Raw genomic sequence first — 19,860 nt, forward strand, 5'->3', positions numbered from 1 at the left:
CGGGCGGCGTTGGTCGTCACGCTGGCTGCGCAGCTCGTGGGTGTCGTGCGGCGGCGTTGGTCGTCACGCCCCGGGGACGACGCGGTAGATCTTGCCGTCCTGGAGGGTGTTCATGCCGTCGACGACGACGGTGTTGATGATGACATCGCCGTAGCCGGTGTAGCCGGAGCCGATGATCGGCTCGCCGCCGGTGTCGACGACGACGCCCATCTCGGCGACGGCGTTGCCGTCCCACTTGAGGGCGAAGACCTCGGCCGAGCAGTAGTCGGAGTAGAAGTAGACGCCGTCCCAGGCCGGGACCTCGCACGAGTGGTAGACGAAGGCGCCGGTGATCGAGCAGCGGCCGTTGTCGTTGTGCGAGTACTCGGTGATCGGGGCGGTCATGCCGTCCTTGTTGACGCCGTTGACCGGGGCCGAGGTGTCGCAGGGGGCGCCCTTGAAGCAGTTGTTGCCCTCCATGATGTTCCAGCCGAAGTCGGCGCCGGCCTTGCCGATCGAGACCTCCTCGTAGGTGCCCTGGCCGACGTCGGCGATGTACATGGTGTCGGTGGCGGGGTCGATGCTGAAGCGCCACGGGTTGCGCACGCCGGAGGCCCAGACCTCGGGGGCGTAGGCGTTGTCGCCGACGTGGGGGTTGTCGGGCGGGACCGTGAAGTCGAAGCCGTCGACCATCGGGCAGCTGCCGCAGGCGGTGTTGCTGTCGGCCTTGCCGTCGGGCTCGACGTCGATGCGGAGGATCTTGGCGAGCGGGGACTTGGGGTCGCGGCTGGTGCCGAACTGGCCGTTGGAGCCGCCGCCGTCGCCCATGCCGATCATGAGCATGCCGGTGGAGTCGAACAAGATCATGCCGCCGTTGTGATTGCCGGCGGGTTGACCGACGGAGTACACGAGGCGGCGAGAGTTCGGGTCGACCTTGTCGGGGTTGTTGGCGTCGAGCTTGTACTCGTCGACGAGGGTGCGGCCGTCGCCGGGCTGCGACTGATAGTTGATGTAGACGCGGGGGTCGTCGGGGAAGTCGGGGTGGAAGGCGAAGCCGAGCAGGCCCTGTTCGGAGCCGATATCGGTGTTGTTCTCGCCCTTGACCTTGACGTAGAGGAAGTCGTCGGCGTCGGGCGGCGCGGTGGTCTCGCCGGGCTCGAGGATCTTGATGTGGCCGCCCTGCTCGACGATGAAGAGGCGGTCCGGCTGCTTGGGGTGCGGGAGGGTCAGCACCGGGCGGTCGAAGCCGTTGGCGATCAGCTCGAGGGCGATGCTCGGCATGCCGTCCACGGGGGTGTACGGGCAGACCGGGGCGCCGGTGGTGGTGTCTGTGGTCGGATCCGTGGTGGTGGCCGTCGGGTCGACGGTGGTGGCATCGGTGGTCGGGTCCGAGGTGGGGCCCGAGGTCGGGCCGTTGCTCGTCGGGGTGTCGGTGGTGGCCGGGTCGGTGGTGGCCGGGTCGGTGGTGGTCGGGCCGGGCTCGGTGGCGCTGCCAGAGCCGCCGGTGGAGGCGCCGCTCGAGGCCTCGGTGTCGTTCTTGCCGCTGTCACCGCAGGCGGCGAGCAGGGCGGCGGCGGCGAGGGAGCACGCACGCAAGGAGAGGTCACGCATGGGGTGGTTCATGCGCCCACGCTAACATGGTCGGTGCGCGCGCTGGTGCTGGTCGGCGACGCAGAGGGGGCGACCGCGTGGCCATGCGACCGCGGGCCGACTGCGGGCCGACTGCGGGCCGACTGCGGGCCGACTGCGGGCCGACCGCGGGGCTTGTCAGCGCTTGGCGACGCAGAAGGGGCGGGTGCGCGAGAAGCTCTTGGCGTCGGCCTCGCTGATGCTGCCGTTGATGAGGTTGACGCGCTTGACTCGACCGGCGCTGCCGGGGTCGCTGACCCAGTAGGCGAGCTTCTGCACGTCCTTGTTGTCCTTGAACTTGAGGATCTCGCCGGAGCTGGCGAGCTTCCAGGCGCCGAGCTTGCCGAACTTGGACTTCTTCAGGGTGGCGCAGTGGGCCTTGGCGTCGTCGACCGAGGCGACGACGTTGGCGGGGGCCTTGGTGGTGAACAGCGCGCCCTGTTGGGCGATGACGGCGAGGTCGGGCTTGGGCGGGGGGAGCTTGGTGTGCTTCTCGTCGCCGTCGTCGTCGCCGGCGGTGTCGTTGGTGTGTGTGGTGGCGCCGGCGGTGTCGCCAGCGGTGGGGTCGGGCGGAGCGGTGGTGCCAGCAGTGGCGCCGGCGGTGGTGTCGGGCGGGGGAGTGGTGCCAGCGGTGGCGCCAGCGGTGGTGTCGGGCGGCGGGGTGGTGCCGGCGGTGGTGCCAGCCGTGGTGCCGATCGGCGGGGTGGTGCCGGCGGTGGCGCTGGGATCGATCTTGGTGTCGGTGGGCGTGCCGGCGGTGGCGCCCACGGTCGCGACGGACTTGCCGTCGTTGGTGGCGATGTCGTGGTCGCGCGGGCCCTTCGCGGTCATGAAGTAGGCGGCGCCGCCGGCCGCGGCGAGCAGCAGGACGACGATGATGATGATCGGGAGCTTGCTGCCGCCCGAGGGCGGGGCGGTGAGGGTGGGCGGACGGGTGTCGTTGTGTTGGCCGATCGACCAGCTGTCATCGGCTCCACCGGCGGCGCCGAGGTTGCCGCCGACGAAGGTGGCCGGGTTGGCGACTGGCGTGGTGGTGGGGCCGGGCGGGCCGTGGCCGGTGATCATCGTGGCCTGCGGCGCGGGCGGAGCGGAGATGTGGGTGCCGCCTGCGGGCTGCTGGTTGCCCACCTGGCCCTGCGGGCTGGTGGTCGAGAGGGCGCCGCCGCCGATCGTGGGCTGGGGCGCGGACGGGAGGGCGCCGGCGAATTGCTCGAAGGGGGTGAGGGCGTCGGCCAGCTCGCGCGCCGATTGATAGCGGCCGGCAGGGTCCTTGACGAGGCAGCGGCGGACCACGGCGATGAGCTCGGGCGGGATGCCGGGGACGATGCTGTCGATCGGCTTGGGCTCCTTGGTGGAGAGGGCGACGAGGGTGGCCGCCATGGTGGGGCCGCCGAAGGCCTCGATGCCGGTGAGCGCCTTGTAGAGGATCGCGCCCATGGCCCAGATGTCGGTGCGCTGGTCGGCGCTGGCGGCCCCCTCGGCCTGCTCGGGCGACATGTACTCGGGGGTGCCCATGAGCACGCCGACGCCGGTCTTGCCGTCGTTGCCGCCCTGGGAGAACTTGGAGATGCCGAAGTCCATCAGCTTGACCAGCAGGTGGCCGGGCGAGGGCTCGTGCAGGAAGATGTTCTCGGGCTTGAGGTCGCGGTGGATGATGCCGACCTGGTGCGCGGCCTCGAGGCCGATGAGGGCCTGACGCATGACGATGGCGGCGAGGCCAGGGTCGACGCGGCCGTACTGCTGGATCAGCTCGCCGAACGAGCGGCCGTTGAGCATCTCGAGGACGATGTAGGGCCCGAGGGCGCTGGCGCCGAAGTCGTAGATGTCGCAGATGTGCTGGCTGCCGATCTGGCCGGCGGCGGTCGCCTCGTTCTTGAAGCGGTCGAGGATGCCGGGGTTGCCGGCGAACTCGGGGTGCATCAGCTTGATCGCGACGGCCTTGCGGACGCGGACGTTCTGGGCCCGCCACACTGCACCCATGCCGCCCGCGCCGAGCAGCTTGGTGAAGCGGAACTTGCCGTCGAGGATGCGGCCCTCGAGCGGGAGGACCTTGGTCTCCTTGGGGCACACGAGCACGTCTTCGGCGTGCATCTCCCGGCAGTGAGGACACGGACCGAGAGTTGGCGCGGCTGGACCACCGTTCATGGTCGGCAAGATATATCATGCCGGGGCCGATTCCCGGCCTGGTGCGGGCGCGGCGGCGCACGCTGTACATAAAAGCAGGTTCGCGCGAGGTGCTCGCGCTCGCTGCTTGCGAGGGCCGAGGGGACGACGCACAAAGGTGGCCACATGAGACACCTTCGCCGTATCAAGCCGTCGGTCGTGCTGGCCCTCGTGGGCTGCGTGCTGGTGCTCCCGGGCGCGACCGAGTGTTCGACCGCCGCCCCGTTGCCGGGGCCGCCGGAGATCGCCCAGGTGGCGCAGCCTGGTCCTACGGCGCAGGCGGTGCCGGTGGTGCCGGCGAGCCCGGTGACAGCCGCGGCGACGCCGACGTCGCCGGTGCGGGCGCCGACGCCTGGGGCGCGGCTGGAGGCCGAACAGAACGTGATCGACGTGTTTCGGGCGGCGGCGCCAGCGACGGTGTTCGTGACCAAGAAGCAGCTGGTGCGCGACCTGTCGATGCGCGCGCTCGAGATCCCCGCGGGCACGGGCACGGGCTTCCTCTGGGACGCGCAGGGGCACGTGGTGACCAACTATCACGTGGTCGACAGCGGTCGCGGGCAGGGTCGCTTCGCGGTGACGTTGCACAGCCAGAAGACCTACGACGCGGAGCTGCTGGGCGGCGACCCCAACAAGGACGTCGCGGTGCTGAAGCTGATCGGCTGCGACGAGCCGCTGACGCCGCTGCCGCTGCTGCCGCCCGACGTGAAGCTGGAGGTCGGGCAGACGGCGGTAGCGATCGGCAACCCCTTCGGCCTCGACCACACGCTCACGACCGGGGTGATCTCGGCGCTCGGGCGCGAGGTGCAGGGCTACGGCGGGGTCACGATCCGCGACATGATCCAGACCGACGCGTCGATCAACCCGGGCAACTCGGGCGGGCCGCTGCTCGACTCGGGCGGCTACCTGATCGGCATGAACACGATGATCTTCAGCAAGACCGGGAGCTCGGCCGGCATCGGCTTCGCGGTGCCGGCGAGCGCGGTCCGCCGCGTGGTGCCGCAGGTGATCCAGACCGGGCGCGTGCAGCACCCGGGCATCGGCGTCGAGCCGCTCCCCGATCACTACGCGGCGCGGGCGGGCATCTCGGGCGTGGTGGTGACGCGGGTGTTCCCGGGCTCGCCGGCGCAGCAGGGCGGCATCCGCGGCCTCCAGCAGGACCGCCGCGGGGAGGTGTTGCTCGGCGACATCATCGTCGGGATCGAGGACTTCGTGGTCAAGGACTTCGACGACCTCTACAACGCCTTCGACCGCTTTAAGGTCGGCGACGAGGTCAACGTGAAGCTGATCCGCGAGGGGCAGCCGGCGGCGCTCAAGCTGCGCCTGGTCGACGTGCCATGATCGACGTTCGACATGTCCCATGAGCCATGAAGACACGCGCGTCGACGGCTGGTATCCTCCACCGGTGGACGAGCTCCGGCGCGCCATCAAGACCGACTTCTCGCTGCGGGTCGTCGCCGCAGTCACCACGCGGCTGGTCGCCGAGGCGAGCGAGCGCCACGGCCTGCGCGGGGTCGAGGTCGTCGCGCTCGGCCGGGCCCTCACCGCGGGCTGCCTGCTGACGACGCTGACAAAGCACGCGTCGGAGCGGGTGCGCGTGGAGCTGCGCAGCTCGGGGCCGCTGCGCGGGCTGCTGGTCGACGCGCGTGGCGACGGGTCGGTGCGCGGCTGCTTGCAGCGGCACCTGAGCAGCGACGAGCACGCACAACTGGTGGCGCGCACAGGGTCGGCATCAGGGCCTGCTGGAGGGTCAGCATCAGGGTCAGCATCAGGGTCAGCATCAGGGTCAGCATCAGGGCCAGCGGCCGCGCTGGCGGGGTCGTTGGCGGGGGTGGGCGCGGGTCGGGTCGCGGTGGCGCCGGCGGTGGGTCAGCACGGGACGGTGACGGTGACGCGCGACCTGGGCCTCGACCAGCGCTACCAGGGGAGCGTGGAGGTGGCGTCGGGCGAGGTGGATGTCGACCTCGAGCACTATCTCAACGCGAGCGAGCAGCTGCCGAGCGTGCTGGCCTGCGAGGTGATCCTCGATCGCGAGGGCAAGGTGCTGCGCGCGGCCGGCTTGCTGTGCCAGACCTTTCCGGATGGCGACACCGCGGAGCTCGAGCAGCTGCGCGGCGTGCTCGCGGCCGGCAACCTGGCGGACCTGCTGCGTCACGACCGCAGCTGCCGCGAGATCATCGGCTTCTCGCTCGGCGGCGAGGCCTTCGACGACATGGGCGCGTCGCCGCTGTACTTCCGCTGCGGCTGCGGGCCGGAGCGCGCGCGCCAGATCGTCTCCACGCTCGGCGCCGCGGACATCGAGGCCCTCGCCGACGAGCAGCCGCAGACGGAGGTGCGCTGCGAGTACTGCGGCGCCGTGTATGCGCTCGACTCGGCGGCCCTGCGCGCGCTCGCAGCGGAGATCCGGCGCGGCCGCTCATGAGCTCGCAGGCCACTGCTCCGCACGCGAGCGGCCCGGTCCGCTTCCGCGTCGTCTCGGTCGAGGACGGGATGATGCTGCGTCAGCTGCTCGGCAAGCGGCTCAAGGTGTCACCGACGGTCGCGGCGGAGATCGTTCGTGCGGGCGGGGCATACGTCGGCATCGTGCGTATGTGCGTGCCGACGGTGCGGGTCACCGAGGGCGAGCGCGTCACGGTGTACCCGCGGGCGGCCGAGATCGCGGCGATCGATCCCGGCGCGCTGAGCCTGCTCCACCGCGACGAGCAGTGCGTGATCGTCGAGAAGCCGCACGGGGTGCCGGCGGCGGCGACCCGCGCGGCGAACCGCGGGACGCTGGCCCAGGCGCTCGTGCAGCGGCTCGAGGCCGAGGGCGTGCTGCGACCCTACGTCGGCCTGGTCCACAACCTGCCGGTGGCGGCGGCGGGGCTGGCCCTGTTTACCATCCGAGGGCAGGCCACCGAGAGCTTCTATCAGCTGTTCGCGGGGCTGCCGATGCGCCGTCGCTATCGCGTGCGTCTGCGCGGCAGCTTTTCCGGCGAGCGGGTGGTCTGCGAGGTGCCGCTCTGTCACCTGCTCACCGGAGGCGCGGCGGGCAGCTGGCGTCTGGCTCGCGCGGGTGACCGTGAGAAGCTCGCGGCGCGCAGCGAGTTCCACAAGCTGGGCGAGCTCGGCGAGGAGACGCTGGCGGTGGTCGATGGCTCGAGCGCCGACGCGATCCGCCTGCACGCGCGGGCGCTGGGGCTGGCGATCGTCGGCGAGGACGAGCCGTCGACCACCGCCCGCGTCTCCTCGTCGACGCTGTGCCTGCTGGCCGAGGCGCTCGCGTTCACGCAGCCGCACAGCGGCGCTGCGGTGGCCGTGCGCGCCAGTTTGCCCGCCTGGGCGCTGCTGCCGGGCGAGGCGCTGGCCTCCGACGCGCCGCCGGGGCTGACCGACGCGGAGGCCTGAGGAAGCCGTTGCGGCCGTGGCCTGGCCCGGCGCCGCTTGATATGCTCGCGCCCCCTGGAGGCCGCTGCATGGACCTGAAGACGATCACCACCACCCTCGCGCTGCTCGGCGCCACGCAAGCGTGCGGCGGCGAGACCAAGAAGACGGAGGTCAAGACGGAGGTCAAGACCGAGACGAAGACCGAGACCAAGGCGGATGTGAAGGAGGTGACGCCGGCGGCGCCCGACGCCAAGGCCGAGGCCAAGAAGGAGATGGCCTGCGGCGAGGGCAAGTGCGGCGAGGGCAAGTGCGGCGGCAGCAAGACGGAGGGCGATGGCAAGGCGATCCCCGTCGACGCGACCAAGGCCGGAGACGCCAAGGCCGGGGACGCCAAGGCCGGGGATGCCAAGGCGGTGGACGCCAAGCCGGCGCCCGAGAAGAGCTGAGGCTCGCTGTCTTTTGGGACAGATGCCGGGCAGCGCTGAGGCTCGCTGTCTGTTAGGACAGATGCTGCGCAGCGCTGAGGCTCGCTGTCTTTTGGGACAGCTCTAGGCGCGCGGGGGGACGGCGATGGTGTCGCCGTCGTTGGCGGCGACGACGTTCTCGAAGTACTGCTGGGCCTCGGCGACGAAGGGCAGGACCGAGGTGTAGCGCTGCGAGAAGTGGGTCAGGACCAGCTTGCGGGCGCCGGCGGCGGCGGCGATGCGGGCGGCCTCGGCGGCGGTGAGGTGGCCGTGGTCGTGGGCCTTGTCGGCGTCGCAGTCGAGGTAGGTCGACTCGCAGATCAGGAGGTCGACGTCGCGGGCGAGCGCGACGGCGTTGTCGCAGACGCGCGTGTCCATGACGAAGGCGACGCTCTGGCCGCGGCGGTGTAGGCTGACTTCGTCGAGCCGGACGGTGCGGCCGTCGACGACGATCTGTCCGTCTTGCATGAGGCGGCGGACCGCGGGGCCGCGGACGCCGGCGGCGGCGAGGCGGTCGGGCAGCATGGTCCGGCTGTCGCGCTCCTGCAGGCGGTAGCCCCACGCTTCGACGCCGTGCTCGAGCGGGAGGGTGGAGAGCGTGAGCTTCGCGTCGGCGTGGATCTCACCGGGGCTGGAGATCGGGTGCGGCTCGACCAGCGCGACGTCGTGGAAGATCGAGGCCTGGCGCAGCCGCTCGTAGTAGACCTGTCCGGAGCCCGGGTAGTAGACGTGGACCGTGTGGGGCACGCGGTCGAGGGAGATCCGCTGCGAGATGCCGGCGAGACCGAGGCAGTGGTCGCCGTGGAAGTGGGTGATGCAGATCCGCGTGATCGCGGCGGTCGTGACACCGGCGTAGATCATCTGGCGCTGGGTGCCCTCGCCGGGGTCGAACAGGAAGCCCTCGTCGTCCCAGCGCAGCAGATAGCCGTTGTGGTTGCGGTAGCGGGTCGGGACCTGGCTGGCGGTGCCGAGGGTGATGAGTTCGCGGGCGGACATTGAGAGGCTCGTGAGCGCGCGAGCATACGCCTGTGCGGCGCTCAGGTGCGCGCGTGCGCGTGCGAGGTCGCGGGTGGTCCGCTCGAGGGCCGCGTGTCGCGGTGTATCGTGCGGCATACGGATGGGTGACTCCGAGGCGACCGCGGCCTTGCAGGAGGAGGCGCTCGCGGCGATGGCCGCGGGTGTGCTGGTCGTCGGCGCGGCGGGCGTGGTGCTGCTGGTCAACCCCGGGGCGGCGGCGCTGTGCGGGCGGGCCGAGGCGGAGCTGCTCGGGCAGTCGGTGGAGCTGGTGCTGCCGGGCGTGCAGCTACGAGGGCGCGGGCCGGGCGAGTCGCTGGCGGTGCTGGCGGTGGAGCGGCCGGACGGAGCGACGGTGTGGCTCGCGTACGAGGCGCGGGTGTCGGCGTCGGGCTGGACGCTGGCGCTGTACGACATCAGCGCGGAGCGGGAGCGGCGGCTGGCGGACGTGGTGGCCTACAAGCGTTCGCTCGAGGCGCTGGCGAAGAGCGAGCGGTACCTCGAGTCGGTGCTCGAGAACATCCCGAGCATGGTCTATCTGAAGGACGCGGAGACGTTGCGCTTCGTGCGGGTCAACCGCGCGGGCGAGGAGATGCTGGGGCTGCGGCGCGAGGAGATGTTGGGGCGCAACGACCATGACTTCTTCCGCGGCGGCCGGCGCTCGGAGGAGCTGGCGGAGACCGACCGCGCCGCGCTGGCGCACCGGGGGGTGACGGTCAACGAGATCACGCTGCCGACCTCGCACCGCGGGCGTCGCACCTTCGTGGTGAAGAAGGTGCCGATGCCCGACGAGGACGGGGTGGTCCGCAACCTGCTCGGCATCGCCGAGGACATCACGGATCGCAAGCAGGTGGAGGCGACGCTCGAGGCGGCCCGCGCGGCGGCGGACGCGGCCAGCCGCGCCAAGTCGGAGTTCCTCGCCAACATGAGCCACGAGATCCGCACGCCGCTGCACGGGGTGCTGGGGATGGCGGCGCTGCTGCTCGACACCTCGCTGTCGCCGGGTCAACGCGAGCAGCTGCAGACGATCCACGGCTCGGGCGTGGCCCTGCTCGACATCATCAACGACATCCTCGACTTCTCGAAGATCGACGCCGGCAAGCTGACGCTCGAGGCGATCGACTTCGACCCGCGGGTGCTGGTCCGCGAGGCGACGGCGGTGGTGGCCCTGCGGGCGCAGGAGAAGGGCCTCGCGTTCACGTCCAAGGTCGACGCGGCGGTGCCTGCGGGCCTGCGCGGTGACCCGGTGCGGCTGCGCCAGGTCCTGGTCAACCTGCTCGGCAACGCGGTGAAGTTCACCGAGCGCGGCAAGGTGGCGCTGCGGCTCGGGCTGGTCGGGGGTGTGGGCGAGGCGATCACGCTGCGCTGCGAGGTCGAGGACACCGGGGTGGGCATCGCCCCGGAGGCGCACGCGAGCGTGTTCGAGTCGTTCACGCAGTCCGACAGCTCGACGACCCGGCGCTTCGGCGGCACCGGGCTCGGCCTGGCGATCTGCCGCCGTCTGGTGACGATGATGGGCGGCGAGCTCGGCCTCGCGAGCGCGCCGGGCAAGGGCTCGACCTTCTGGTTCACGGCCCGGCTGGCCCACGCGAGCGCCCCGCTGCGCGCGCCCTCGGGGCCGATGGCGTCAGCGCCGACGACCACGGCGCAGCTGCCGAGGCTGCCGCGTGCGCGGGTGCTGGTGGCGGAGGACAACCTCGTCAATCAGCGCGTGGCGGCGGCGATGCTGGCCAAGCTCGGGCAGGAGGTGGAGGTCGCGCAGCACGGGCGGGAGGCGGTCGAGCGGTGGCGGACGGGTCGCTTCGACATCGTGCTGATGGACTGTCAGATGCCCGAGATGGACGGCTTCGCGGCGACGCGGGCGATCCGCGGGGAGGAGGCGCCGGGCTGTCGCGTGCCGATCGTGGCGATGACGGCGTTCGCGATGAAAGGCGACCGCGAGCGCTGCCTCGCGGCGGGGATGGACGACTACCTCGCCAAGCCGATGCCGCTGGCGCTGCTGGCCGAGGTGCTCGCGCGGTGGATCGGTGGGGCCGTGGAGGCGGCGCGGGTGGAGCCGGCAGGGGCCGCGGCGCCGCCGGTGTCGCTGGCGCTGTGGCACGAGCTGCGGGCGGAGCTCGACGCCGACGAGCTGCGCGAGCTGCTGGCGCTGCTGCGTCAGCAGGCGGCGACGACCTTCGCGGAGATCCGCGGGCGCCTCGCGGCGGCGGACCTGCGCGGGGTCGGGGTGCTCGCGCACCGGCTGTGTGGATCGGCCGGGAACCTCGGGGCGCAAGATCTGGCGCAGCGACTGCGGGCGATCGAGGAGGCCTGTCGCACGCCCGGAGCGGCGGCGCCTGGCGAGGCGGAGGTGGTGGCGCTCGAGCGCAGCTTCGCGGCGGCCGACGCCTTCTTCCGCGCGCAGCTGGACGTCAGGACGCGGTGATTGGCGAGAATTTTGCCTGCGCTGGAGATCCCTGCGATCTCGATGGTTCGGAGGTCAGCGATGCTCCACGCCGTTCTCGCCATGCTTGCCGCCGCCACGCAGTTGTTGTCCAGCGAGCCCGCGCCGGTCGTGCGGGCGAGCGTGGTGGTCGAGACCTCGACCCTGCGCGAAGCCGGTGCCGGGCCGGCGATCGCCCTGCGGGTCCGCAGCTCCGCCGCGGCGATGCTGCGGGCCGCCCTCATCGCCGAGGACGGCGGACCGCACGACCCGGTCGTGGCGGTGACGGTGCGTCCGCTGCCGGGCGCGGCGATCGGCTACAGCTCGACGGTGGCTGTGCTGCATGAGGGCCGCTCGCTCGCGTTCCGGCGCCAGCGCTGCTCGCTGTGCACCGAGCGCGAGCTGGTGGCCCGCGTCGAGCGTTCGCTCGCTGGGCTCGCGCCTCGCCTGCGCTCGCTCGCCGCCAGTGGTTCGTAGCGACCTGGAGCCTGTTCGTGGGCCCGCCGTGGGCCCACCATGGGCCTGGCCTGATGTTCAGGTTTCGTTGCGCACGCGCGGATACGGCCGAGTACGAGCTTTTCTGGTAGCATCGCGCGCGGTGAGTGCACTCCGCTCCGTCGCGCGTGCCGCGATTCTCTTCGGCGTCGTCGCCTTCCTGGGGGTTGGCGCGTGCGCTCAGCCGACGGAGGTCGAGCTGCGCCTCTACCCCTGCGAGCTCGGTGAGGGGCCGCCGCTGCGCGTGGACCTCGAGGTCGTCGGCTACGACGCGAGCGGGGCCGCGATGCCGCCGCTCACCCGCAGCTTCGACATCCCGGATCCTGGCGTGCTCGCCGACGGCTACGCCACGGTCGGGCTGCACAAGCCGGACGGGATGGTCGAGGCCGCGTTCACCCTGACGTGGACCTTCCCGCAGTCGGTCGCGGCGCAGGTCGAGCTGCCGCGCCGTCCGCTGCCGGCGGCCGGCGAGGTGCTCGAGCTCGGGGCTGACAGCTGCACGCCGGTCGGTGGTAGCACCGGCACGAGCACGGGCGACAGCGACGCGAGCACGAGCAGCGGCGGGAGCAGCAGCGGCGGGCAGACGGGCGACGCGAGCACGAGCGGCGGCAGCAGCAGCACGAGCACGGGCGGGGACACGAGCACGAGCACGGGCAGCGACAGCAGCGGCGGCGGCTCGAGCACCGGCGAGCCGAGCATGCTCGGCGACCCCTGCGACGACCAGAACGACAGCCTGTTCTGCGAGAACGCGGGGCCCGGCAAGCTGGGCAACGCGCTGTACTGCATGGGCGGCACCTGGCAGCCGGCCGACCTGATCAACCTGTGCAAGCCGCTCTCGGACTACTGCCCGACGATGATGCTGACCGACGCCGTGCCGATCGGCTGCACCAACGAGGGCGTGGACGGCTTCAGCTGCGCTTGCCGCGATGAGCCGGCGATGGACTGCGTGCCGGCGGATGTCGGCTGCGACGGCAACGTGAACATCACCCTCTGCACCGACGACGGCGACAAGCAGATCCGCGTGAAGGGGCTGTGCATCGGCCTGTGCATGGATGTCGGCCAGGGCCCCTACTGCGTGCCGAACTGATGACCGTCCCCGTCGACCTCGCGCACCACGTCCGCGACAACGCGCTCGAGATCGCCTGGGCCGACGGCCTGCGGGTGCGCCTGCCCGTGCCGCTGCTGCGCGGCTGGTGCCCGTGCGCGACCTGCCAGGGCCACGCGCCCGGGCTCCGTTTCCACGACCATGGCGACGCGATCACGCTTGGCCACGCGGAGGAGGTCGGCGCCTACGCGCTCGGCCTGCGCTTCTCGGATGGGCACGACAGCGGCATCTTCTCGTGGTCCTTCCTGCGGGCGCTGGCCGAGGGCCGCGAACCCCAGCGCGTGTGAGATCGACGGACGTGGCGGTGCGTTGACCGCCGGCGATGTCGTCGACGCCGTCTCTGCCCACCCCGTTGTTGGCCTCGTTGTTGGCCTCGTTGTTGGCCCTCTCGCTGCCGCTGGCGGCCTGTACTCCGCGGGGCCCGGGCCCGGCCGGTAACGGCGAGAAGCCGGCCGAGGCGGTCGCCGCAGCGCCGGCGCCGGAGCGTCCGCTTAGTCGATCGACGGGGGCCGTGGCGCTCGAGGTGGTGCCGCAGTTCGAGCGCATCGACCTCCGCAGGGGCGCGCAGGATCTGAACTTGCTGGTGCGTCTGCGCGGCGAGGGCAAGCAGGCGAGCGAGCGCCCGCCGCTCGACCTGGCGGTGGTGCTCGACCGGTCGGGGAGCATGAGCGGCGACAAGATCCTCGCGGTCAAGCAGGCGGCGCTCGACCTGCTCAAGGAGCTGCGCCCGAGCGACCGCATCACGTTGATCTCGTACAGCGACGGGGTCGACGTGCACGTGCAACGTCTCGCCGTCGACGCGGCGGGGGCCGACGTCGTCCGGCAGGCGATCCTTCCGATCCAGCCCGACGGCGGGACGGCGCTCGGACCGGGGCTGATCCGCGGGCTCGAGCTGCTCGAGGGGGCGAAGCGGCCCGAGCGGGAGATCGGCCACTTGCTGCTGTTCTCGGACGGGCAGGCCAACGTCGGCGAGCAGAACCCGGATGTGCTCGGCGCTCGCGCGTCGGACGGCTTCAAGCGCGGCGTGAGCGTGTCGACCCTCGGCGTCGGGCTCGACTACAACGAGGACCTGATGACCAAGATCGCCGACCAGGGCGGCGGTCGCTATCACTTCATCAAGGGCGCCGACGAGGTGCCGCGGGTGCTCGCCGATGAGCTGGCCGGGCTGGTGTCGACGGCGGCGACGGGCATCCAGCTGGCGCTGCGCCCGGCGCCGGGGGTCCAGGTTGTGCGGGTGTTCGGTTATCCGGCGCAGCTGCAGCAGGGCGCGACCGAGGTGGCGATCGGATCGATCGGCGCGACCCAGCTGCGCGAGGTCGTGGTGCGCCTGCACGTCGAGGCTGTGGCCGGTGAGGAGGTCGCGCTCGGAGTGCTCGGCATGACCTTCACCGACCTCGGGCAGAACGGGAAGCGCGGCCAGACCGAGCTGGCGCTGGCGCTCCGCAGCAGCCGCGACGACGACGAGATTCGCCGCTCGGAGCGCACCGAAGTAACGGTCCGCGTCGCCGAGGTCGAGAGCGCCGAGCAGCTGCAGCTGGCCGCGAAGGCGGTCGAGAGCAGCGACTACGATGGCGCGCAGCGGGTCCTGAGCGCCGGCCTGCAGGCGCTCGAGATGCAGCAGAAGGCGACCCCGAGCCCGAAGCTGGCCCAGCAGATCGAGGACCTCAAGGACGCGTCGAAGGGCGTAGACCGCGCTCGCACCAGCGTCGAGGAGGACAAGATGTTCAAGAAGTTCAGCAAGGCGAAGGCGTACAAGACGATGAAGTGAGCGCCGTGTTATCACGGCGCTCGTGTCCGGGGACGACGAGGCTTCATCGCAGGAGGCGGCGCGCAACGCCGGGGACGACGAGGATTCGTTGCAGGAGGCGGCGACGCTGGCCGCCGCGAGCGTGGCGGCGCGGAGCGGCGGGGACCTGGGGCGCGCCCTGAGCTGCGCCGAGCGCTGCCACGAGCTGCGGGTTGCGAGCCACGGCGAGCAGCACGCGGAGGTGGCGGCCGCGCTGGGGTTGATCGGCGCGGCGCGGCGGCGGCGGGGGGAGCTCGACGCGGCGCTGGCTGCTGACCAGCGGGCGCTGGAGATCTACGAACATGTCCTCGGGGACAGCCACGCCGAGACCGCTACGGCGGCCGGCAACCTGAGCGCGACCCGACGCGCGCGCGGCGAGCACGACGCGGCGCTGACGCTGGGCGAGCGGGCGCTGGCGGGGCTGCGCGCCGCGTGCGGGCCCGACGATCTGCGCACGGCGCTGGCGTGGGGCAACCTGGCGGCGGTCCATCGGGCCCGCGGGGAGCACGTCCAGGCGATCGCCTGCGGGCGCGAGCTGCTGCGGATCCGCGAGGCTGTCCTCGGGGACAGGCAGCTCGACACCGCGGTCGCCCGCAGCACGCTCGGCTCGCTGCTGGCGGCGGCGGGCGAGCACGCGGCGGCGGCGGAGCAGGAGCAGGCGGCGCTGGCGATCCGCGAGGCGCTCGGCGAGGCGCGGGCGGTGCTCGAGTCGCTGACCAACCTGGCCACGATCTCGCGCAACCTCGGCGACGCGGAGCAGTCGCTGGTGTGGCAGCAGCGGGCGTTGACGGCCCAGCGCGCGCTGCTCGGCGAGGCCGACCCGGCGACCACGCGCTCGCGGCTCTACGTCGCGTACACGCTGCTGCGCCTCGGACGGCGCATCGAGGCGGCGCGGGTCGTCGACGAGGGCCTGCGCCACGACCCGCGGAGCGCCGAGCTGCGGCAGATGCAGCAGCAGGTCGGCGGTGCGCCGGGCTTCCGCGCGCCAGCGAAGCAGCGGCCGCGCGGACGCGGCAAGCGGTGAGCTGTCAGGGGGGCGTGAGGCGCTTGGCGAGGTAGATGTCGGGCTTGCCGAAGCCGTTGGCGTCGGGCATCACGCCGATGACGCTGTAACCGAGGCGCTGGTAGAAGCCGAAGGGGTGGCCGGCGAGGTCGCGGAGGCGGGCGAGGTGGGCGACGACGTCGGGGTAGAGGTCGACGCCGGCGAGGCTGGTGAGGCCGGTCTCGTCGTCCGAGCCGACGAACATGGTGTGGATGCCGAGGTCGCGGACGCGTTGCTCGAGGTCGAGGACGAGGGCCCGGCCGACGCCGCGGCGCTCGTGGTCGGCGCGGACGACCAGTGGGTGGAGCTCCCAGACGTGGTTGGTGTAGTGCTCTTGGCCGCCGACCCAGCCGAGCAGCTGGCGCCCGCGGACGAAGCCGCGGGCGATGCGGGCCGGGTCGAGCATCTCGCGCACGTGCTCGCGGGCGAGCTCGCGGGTGGGCCAGCCCTCGGGCATGCGATCGACGAGCAGGGCGGCGGCCTGCTCGAGCAGCTCGGGCTTCGCGGGGTCGAGGTCGACGATCACCCGCGCGAGGATAGCGCTCAGGTCGGCAGGCGGAACAGGCCCGACTGGCCGATGCCCGGCTTGGACATCAGGCCGTTGGCCTGGCGCTCGACGCTGTCCCACAGCAGCTGCATCTTGGCGGCGTCGCGGAAGCGGCGCTGGCTCTCCTTGCGACCGAGCCACAGCTTGCCGCCAGGGATGACGTCCGGGCTCGCGGCGAGCCAGGTGGGGCCGTCGGCGGCGGCCGCCGGGCTGACGCCGAACAGGCGGGCGGCGAGGGCGAGGCGCAGGCGCTTGAGGCCACGGGCGTTGCGGTGCAGGCCGGTGCGCACGGTGCTGCCCGGGACGCACAGGTGGACCTGGACGCCGTGGATCGACATGCGCGGCGCGAGCGAGGCGCTGAGCATGCGCACCGCCTGCTGGCTCTGGCGAAACGCGGCCCAGCCGTCGTAGCGCCGCTGGTCGAAGTCGGTGTCCTCGATGTCGAGGTCGCCGGCGTGGTTGCACGCGAGGTGGATGATGCGCGAGGGGGTGCTGGCCTTGAGGCGGTCGGTGAGCAGGCGGTTCAGGATGTGTGGGCCGAGCACGTTGACCATCCAGGTCCGCTCGATCGCGTCCTCGGTCTGCTCGCGGGTCGGCGACCAGGTGGCGGCGCTGTGGACCAGCACGTGCAGGTGCTCATGGCGCTCGGCGAAGGTCTCGGCGAACTCGCGGAGGGACAGGCGGTTGCTGTAGTCGAGCTTCATCGCCAGCACCCGCCGGCTCTGCGTCGAGGCGACGATCTCGGCCCGCGCCGCGTCGGCGCGGTCGAGGCCCGGCGAGGTGACGATGACGGTCGCGCCCATCGCCGCGAGGTTGCGCGCGACCTCCTTGCCGACGCCGCTGCTCGCTCCAGTGACCACACAGGTCTTCGTCGATAGGTCTACTTTTACGGGGACCAGTGCCATGCTCCACGACCTTCCCACCAGGGGGGTCGGAGTATATCAAGGTGGCCCGCGGCGGTGGACCCGCGTGGTCGATCACATGTCCCTTGGGACAGACGGTCGAAGCTGCCCGCAGGGCCAATTGCGAGCGGCCCGCGCGGGCGGGCCGGGACGCTCGCGGAGCGGCGTGGATCAGCGGGCTTCGCTGACGGAGATGGTGGAGCCGTCGATCACGGTGCCGTTCTTCGCGGCGATGGCGTCTGTGCCGGCCTGGTCGGTGGTGTACTCGCCGTTGGCGTTGCCGAGCGAGCCGCCCGCGGCGTCGAGGTTCACGGCCATCGACACGAGGGTGCCGTAGGGTGAGAAGTTGGTGTTGAGGGTGGCGTTGGTGGTGGTGACCGAGAGGCCGCCGATGAAGATACGCTTTGGCATTGGGAGCTCGTTTCTGGCTGGTGGCGCCGTCGCAGCGAGGTGCTGCGGTCCACGTAGGTAGCACGGGCCCACGCGCGAAGGCGCCTGCCCTCGCGGAGGCCCGCGAGGTGGTTCGCGGTGCGATATGGCCCTTGGGACAGCTTCGCTCGCGACGATCAGCTGGGCGTCTCGGGGACGATGTTCTAGCGGGGTCGGGCGGAGTTGCGTGCGCGCAGGGCTGCGCCTGTAAATTCTTCGCGTGGACGGATCTCCAGCTCGCCGCTGTCGCGGCGGGCGAGCAGCGACCACTTGGCCTGGTAGTAGCGGCTCACCTCGTCCCAGTGCTCGAGGCTGCGGAAGCCGGCGGCGACGACCGCGTGCAGGCGGCCCTTGCCGTCGCGCTGGCCGTCCTCGATGCGCACCTGGCGGGCCCAGAAGGTCGCGGGGTCGCGGATGTCGAGGCCGGCGAGGTCGATGGTCTCGGCCTCGCAGCGGGCGATGAGCACCTGGAGGTCGGCCCACTCGTCCTCGATGTTGAGCTGGCCGTCGCGGGTCGCGTCGTTGTTGCCGTCGCTGGCGACCTCGTCGTCGTCATCATCGTCGTCGCCGGCCTGGGCGGCCAGCGCCGGGTGGGCACCTGTCCCGAGAGACAGCACGGGCTCTCGCGAGAGCCCCAGCAAGCGTCGGAAGAAGTCGATGATGGCGCGGAAGAAGCCCATGCGGACGCGGGAGGCTGACTATACAAAAACCGCGGCGGCTTCGTGCCGCTCTGGTGGTGGTTCTCCGGCCCGACGACGACCCAGACGACCTGGCGGACGGGCGGCGGGCGAAAAGGCCCGTCAGAGCTCGGAGACCAGCTTGGGGAAGCGCTGGAGGATCTTGCCGGCGTACTTGCCGTTGGGGTAGCGGCGCAGGTACTCGCGGCCGCGGTCGATCGCGGCGTGGATGTCACCGTCCTCGATGCCGGCCAGCCACAGTCGGTAGCGCGCCAGCTCGGCCTCAGGGTGGGTGGGGGCTCGCTCGAGGAAGCGCTCGAAGGCCAGCGTGGCCGCCGTGTAGTCGTTGGCGAAGTCCATGCGCAGGATGCCGACCAGCAGGTGGCCCTCGACGAGGTCGTCGTCGTCGCCGTGTTCGGCCATGAAGCGGGTCAGGCAGCGGGCCGAGAGGTAGCGGGTCTGGGCCGACTGGTAGAGGTTCTTGCAGCGCTCGAGCGCGGCGCGGCCGGCCTCGCGTCGGGCCTCGTGGGTGTCGCGGACGAGCTTGTCGATCAGGGCCTCGCCGTCGTCGGCGTGGGCCGAAGAGCGGGCGGCGAGCAGGCCAGTGTAGCGGCGTGGGCCCTTGCGATCGGCCTGGAGGGTCCGTTCGCCCGCTCGCTGGGGCTCGGGCGGCGCGGGGTGGGCGAGGATGTTCTCGAGGCGACGCAGCGGGGCGGCGGCGGGCAGGCCGGGGACGACCCAGCTGGTGGGGATCGTTCCGTCGGCGGCCGAGTGGGCCATGCCGCTGACGACCTCGCCGGAGCTCGGCATCTCGTCGGACAGCGGCATGGCGACGCGGACGTCGTTGCGGCCGACGTCGGCGTAGGTCGCCCGCGCGAGCTCGAAGCGGTAGCCGGCCTGCACGTCGGCGACGAAGGCCTGGTCCTCGGGGTTCAGGACCTCGACCTTGCCGCGGAGCACGGCGACGTTGGTGCTGCCCTCGGCGTCGACCTCGACGGTGAACACGGTGCCGACGACGCGGACCAGCGCCGAGGGGGTGTGGATGTTGAGCACGGGGTCGCCGGCCTGACGCTCGTAGCGGACGGCGATGTGGCCGCGCTCGAGGGTGAGGTCGAGGGCGCTGGGGCTGGCCTGCGTCCACTCGATCTCGGTGCCCGGCTCGAAGTTGGCGAGGATGCGCCCGAGCAGGCCGACCTGCAGCGACTGGCCTTGCTCCGCGGGGCGGGTGGGCTCGACCGAGAAGCGGGTGCCGACGGTGAACGTGTCCGTGAGGACAGGTGGGCCGTCGCCGCGGGCCGAGAGGTAGCCGCGGCCGGCGATGACGCGGCCGTAGTCGACCTGGGCCTGGTGCGGGGCGACGCTGGCGGGCTCGTCGTCGCTGGTGGCGGCGGTGTCCTGGTCGTTGACGCGGGTGAGTGCGGCCGAGATGCCGCCGAGTGGTGCGTCCTCGAGGACGGGGTCGCCGGGGCGGACGACGAGGGCGACGGCGAGTGCGGCGGCGGTGGTGGCGAGGGTGACGACGCCGGCGGTGTGGAGGGCGCGGTGGTACCAGGGCAGCGGCCGCTCGGCGGGGACGCGGCGGAGGATCTCGGCGAACTCGCGGTCGCGGGAGGTGAGGCGCAGCGGGGCCACGCCGGAGGCGGCGGGGTCGGGGCCGCGGTAGACCGCCTCGAGCAGCTGGTTCATGCGGCGACAGTCGTTGCAGCTGCGCAGGTGGGCCCGGTAGCGATCGGCGGCGACGGGGTGCAGGCGGTCGGCGACGGCGAGCTCGGCGTCCTCGTGGCACTCGAGGCAGCCGTAGCGCGGGGGCATCTCGCCGGGCATGTCGTCGTGGTGGAGCATC

At 72.1% G+C, this 19,860-nt stretch carries 18 protein-coding genes; 10 read left to right on the forward strand and 8 right to left on the reverse strand.

The window, feature by feature from the left end; translation table 11 throughout:
- Window positions 1–63 precede the first annotated feature (63 nt).
- Window positions 64–1,602 carry a PQQ-dependent sugar dehydrogenase gene (locus IPJ59_RS06345; RefSeq protein ID WP_293270213.1) on the reverse strand — a complete coding sequence of 513 codons (1,539 nt, stop codon included), beginning with the start codon at window positions 1,600–1,602 and terminating at the stop codon, window positions 64–66.
- A 144-nt stretch (window positions 1,603–1,746) separates the two neighbouring features.
- Window positions 1,747–3,699: a serine/threonine-protein kinase gene (locus IPJ59_RS06350; protein ID WP_293248859.1), complete on the reverse strand. Its 1,953-nt coding sequence runs from the start codon at window positions 3,697–3,699 to the stop codon at window positions 1,747–1,749.
- A gap of 198 nt (window positions 3,700–3,897) precedes the next feature.
- Between IPJ59_RS06350 and IPJ59_RS06355 the strand changes: the two genes are divergently transcribed.
- From IPJ59_RS06355 to IPJ59_RS06370, 4 genes are all read left to right on the forward strand, one after another.
- Window positions 3,898–5,109, forward strand: coding sequence for a S1C family serine protease (locus IPJ59_RS06355; RefSeq protein WP_293270215.1), 1,212 nt, complete (start codon window positions 3,898–3,900; stop codon window positions 5,107–5,109).
- 64 nt (window positions 5,110–5,173) lie between these two features.
- The gene (locus IPJ59_RS06360; protein WP_293270217.1) at window positions 5,174–6,190 is read left to right on the forward strand and encodes an Hsp33 family molecular chaperone HslO; all 1,017 of its coding nucleotides are present in this window, start codon (window positions 5,174–5,176) and stop codon (window positions 6,188–6,190) included.
- Window positions 6,187–7,155, forward strand: a complete 969-nt coding sequence (locus tag IPJ59_RS06365; RefSeq protein ID WP_293270219.1) for a pseudouridine synthase family protein — start codon at window positions 6,187–6,189, stop codon at window positions 7,153–7,155. The genes IPJ59_RS06360 and IPJ59_RS06365 overlap by 4 nt, the downstream gene beginning before the upstream one ends.
- A gap of 68 nt (window positions 7,156–7,223) precedes the next feature.
- The gene (locus tag IPJ59_RS06370; protein ID WP_293248851.1) at window positions 7,224–7,580 is read left to right on the forward strand and encodes a hypothetical protein; all 357 of its coding nucleotides are present in this window, start codon (window positions 7,224–7,226) and stop codon (window positions 7,578–7,580) included.
- A 102-nt stretch (window positions 7,581–7,682) separates the two neighbouring features.
- Here the strand turns inward: IPJ59_RS06370 and IPJ59_RS06375 are convergent, their stop codons facing one another.
- On the reverse strand, window positions 7,683–8,594 hold the full coding sequence (locus IPJ59_RS06375) for a ribonuclease Z (RefSeq protein ID WP_293270221.1): 912 nt from the start codon (window positions 8,592–8,594) through the stop codon (window positions 7,683–7,685).
- 121 nt (window positions 8,595–8,715) lie between these two features.
- On the opposite strand from IPJ59_RS06375, the gene IPJ59_RS06380 reads away from it, so the two are divergent.
- The 6 genes from IPJ59_RS06380 to IPJ59_RS06405 all read left to right on the forward strand — a co-directional run bounded on the left by IPJ59_RS06380 (window position 8,716) and on the right by IPJ59_RS06405 (window position 15,444).
- A complete protein-coding gene (locus IPJ59_RS06380) occupies window positions 8,716–11,037 on the forward strand; it encodes an ATP-binding protein (protein ID WP_293270223.1) in 2,322 nt (773 codons plus the stop codon).
- Window positions 11,038–11,097: 60 nt separating this feature from the next.
- Window positions 11,098–11,511, forward strand: coding sequence for a hypothetical protein (locus IPJ59_RS06385; RefSeq protein ID WP_293248842.1), 414 nt, complete (start codon window positions 11,098–11,100; stop codon window positions 11,509–11,511).
- Between the two features lie 121 nt (window positions 11,512–11,632).
- Window positions 11,633–12,616 carry a hypothetical protein gene (locus IPJ59_RS06390; RefSeq protein WP_293270225.1) on the forward strand — a complete coding sequence of 328 codons (984 nt, stop codon included), beginning with the start codon at window positions 11,633–11,635 and terminating at the stop codon, window positions 12,614–12,616.
- Window positions 12,616–12,921: a DUF971 domain-containing protein gene (locus IPJ59_RS06395; RefSeq protein WP_293248836.1), complete on the forward strand. Its 306-nt coding sequence runs from the start codon at window positions 12,616–12,618 to the stop codon at window positions 12,919–12,921. The genes IPJ59_RS06390 and IPJ59_RS06395 overlap by 1 nt, the downstream gene beginning before the upstream one ends.
- 35 nt (window positions 12,922–12,956) lie before the next feature.
- Window positions 12,957–14,402 (forward strand): vWA domain-containing protein, encoded by a 1,446-nt coding sequence (locus IPJ59_RS06400; RefSeq protein WP_293248833.1) that lies wholly within the window; start codon window positions 12,957–12,959, stop codon window positions 14,400–14,402.
- 22 nt (window positions 14,403–14,424) lie between these two features.
- The gene (locus IPJ59_RS06405) at window positions 14,425–15,444 is read left to right on the forward strand and encodes a tetratricopeptide repeat protein (RefSeq protein ID WP_293248830.1); all 1,020 of its coding nucleotides are present in this window, start codon (window positions 14,425–14,427) and stop codon (window positions 15,442–15,444) included.
- Window positions 15,445–15,448: 4 nt separating this feature from the next.
- Here IPJ59_RS06405 and IPJ59_RS06410 read toward each other — a convergent pair whose 3' ends face one another.
- The 5 genes from IPJ59_RS06410 to IPJ59_RS06430 all read right to left on the reverse strand — a co-directional run bounded on the left by IPJ59_RS06410 (window position 15,449) and on the right by IPJ59_RS06430 (window position 19,859).
- Window positions 15,449–15,988 (reverse strand): GNAT family N-acetyltransferase, encoded by a 540-nt coding sequence (locus tag IPJ59_RS06410; protein WP_293248827.1) that lies wholly within the window; start codon window positions 15,986–15,988, stop codon window positions 15,449–15,451.
- Window positions 15,989–16,005: 17 nt separating this feature from the next.
- Window positions 16,006–16,914 (reverse strand): SDR family NAD(P)-dependent oxidoreductase, encoded by a 909-nt coding sequence (locus IPJ59_RS06415; RefSeq protein ID WP_293248824.1) that lies wholly within the window; start codon window positions 16,912–16,914, stop codon window positions 16,006–16,008.
- A gap of 168 nt (window positions 16,915–17,082) precedes the next feature.
- On the reverse strand, window positions 17,083–17,322 hold the full coding sequence (locus tag IPJ59_RS06420; protein ID WP_293248821.1) for an RNA-binding protein: 240 nt from the start codon (window positions 17,320–17,322) through the stop codon (window positions 17,083–17,085).
- A gap of 182 nt (window positions 17,323–17,504) precedes the next feature.
- Window positions 17,505–18,020 carry a hypothetical protein gene (locus IPJ59_RS06425; RefSeq protein WP_293248818.1) on the reverse strand — a complete coding sequence of 172 codons (516 nt, stop codon included), beginning with the start codon at window positions 18,018–18,020 and terminating at the stop codon, window positions 17,505–17,507.
- A gap of 120 nt (window positions 18,021–18,140) precedes the next feature.
- Entirely contained in the window at window positions 18,141–19,859 is a 1,719-nt protein-coding gene (locus IPJ59_RS06430; protein ID WP_293270227.1) for a FecR domain-containing protein, read from the reverse strand.
- Window position 19,860 lies beyond the last annotated feature (1 nt).

Source organism: Nannocystis sp. (genome assembly GCF_016714285.1).
Taxonomy (GTDB): domain Bacteria; phylum Myxococcota_A; class Polyangia; order Nannocystales; family Nannocystaceae; genus Nannocystis.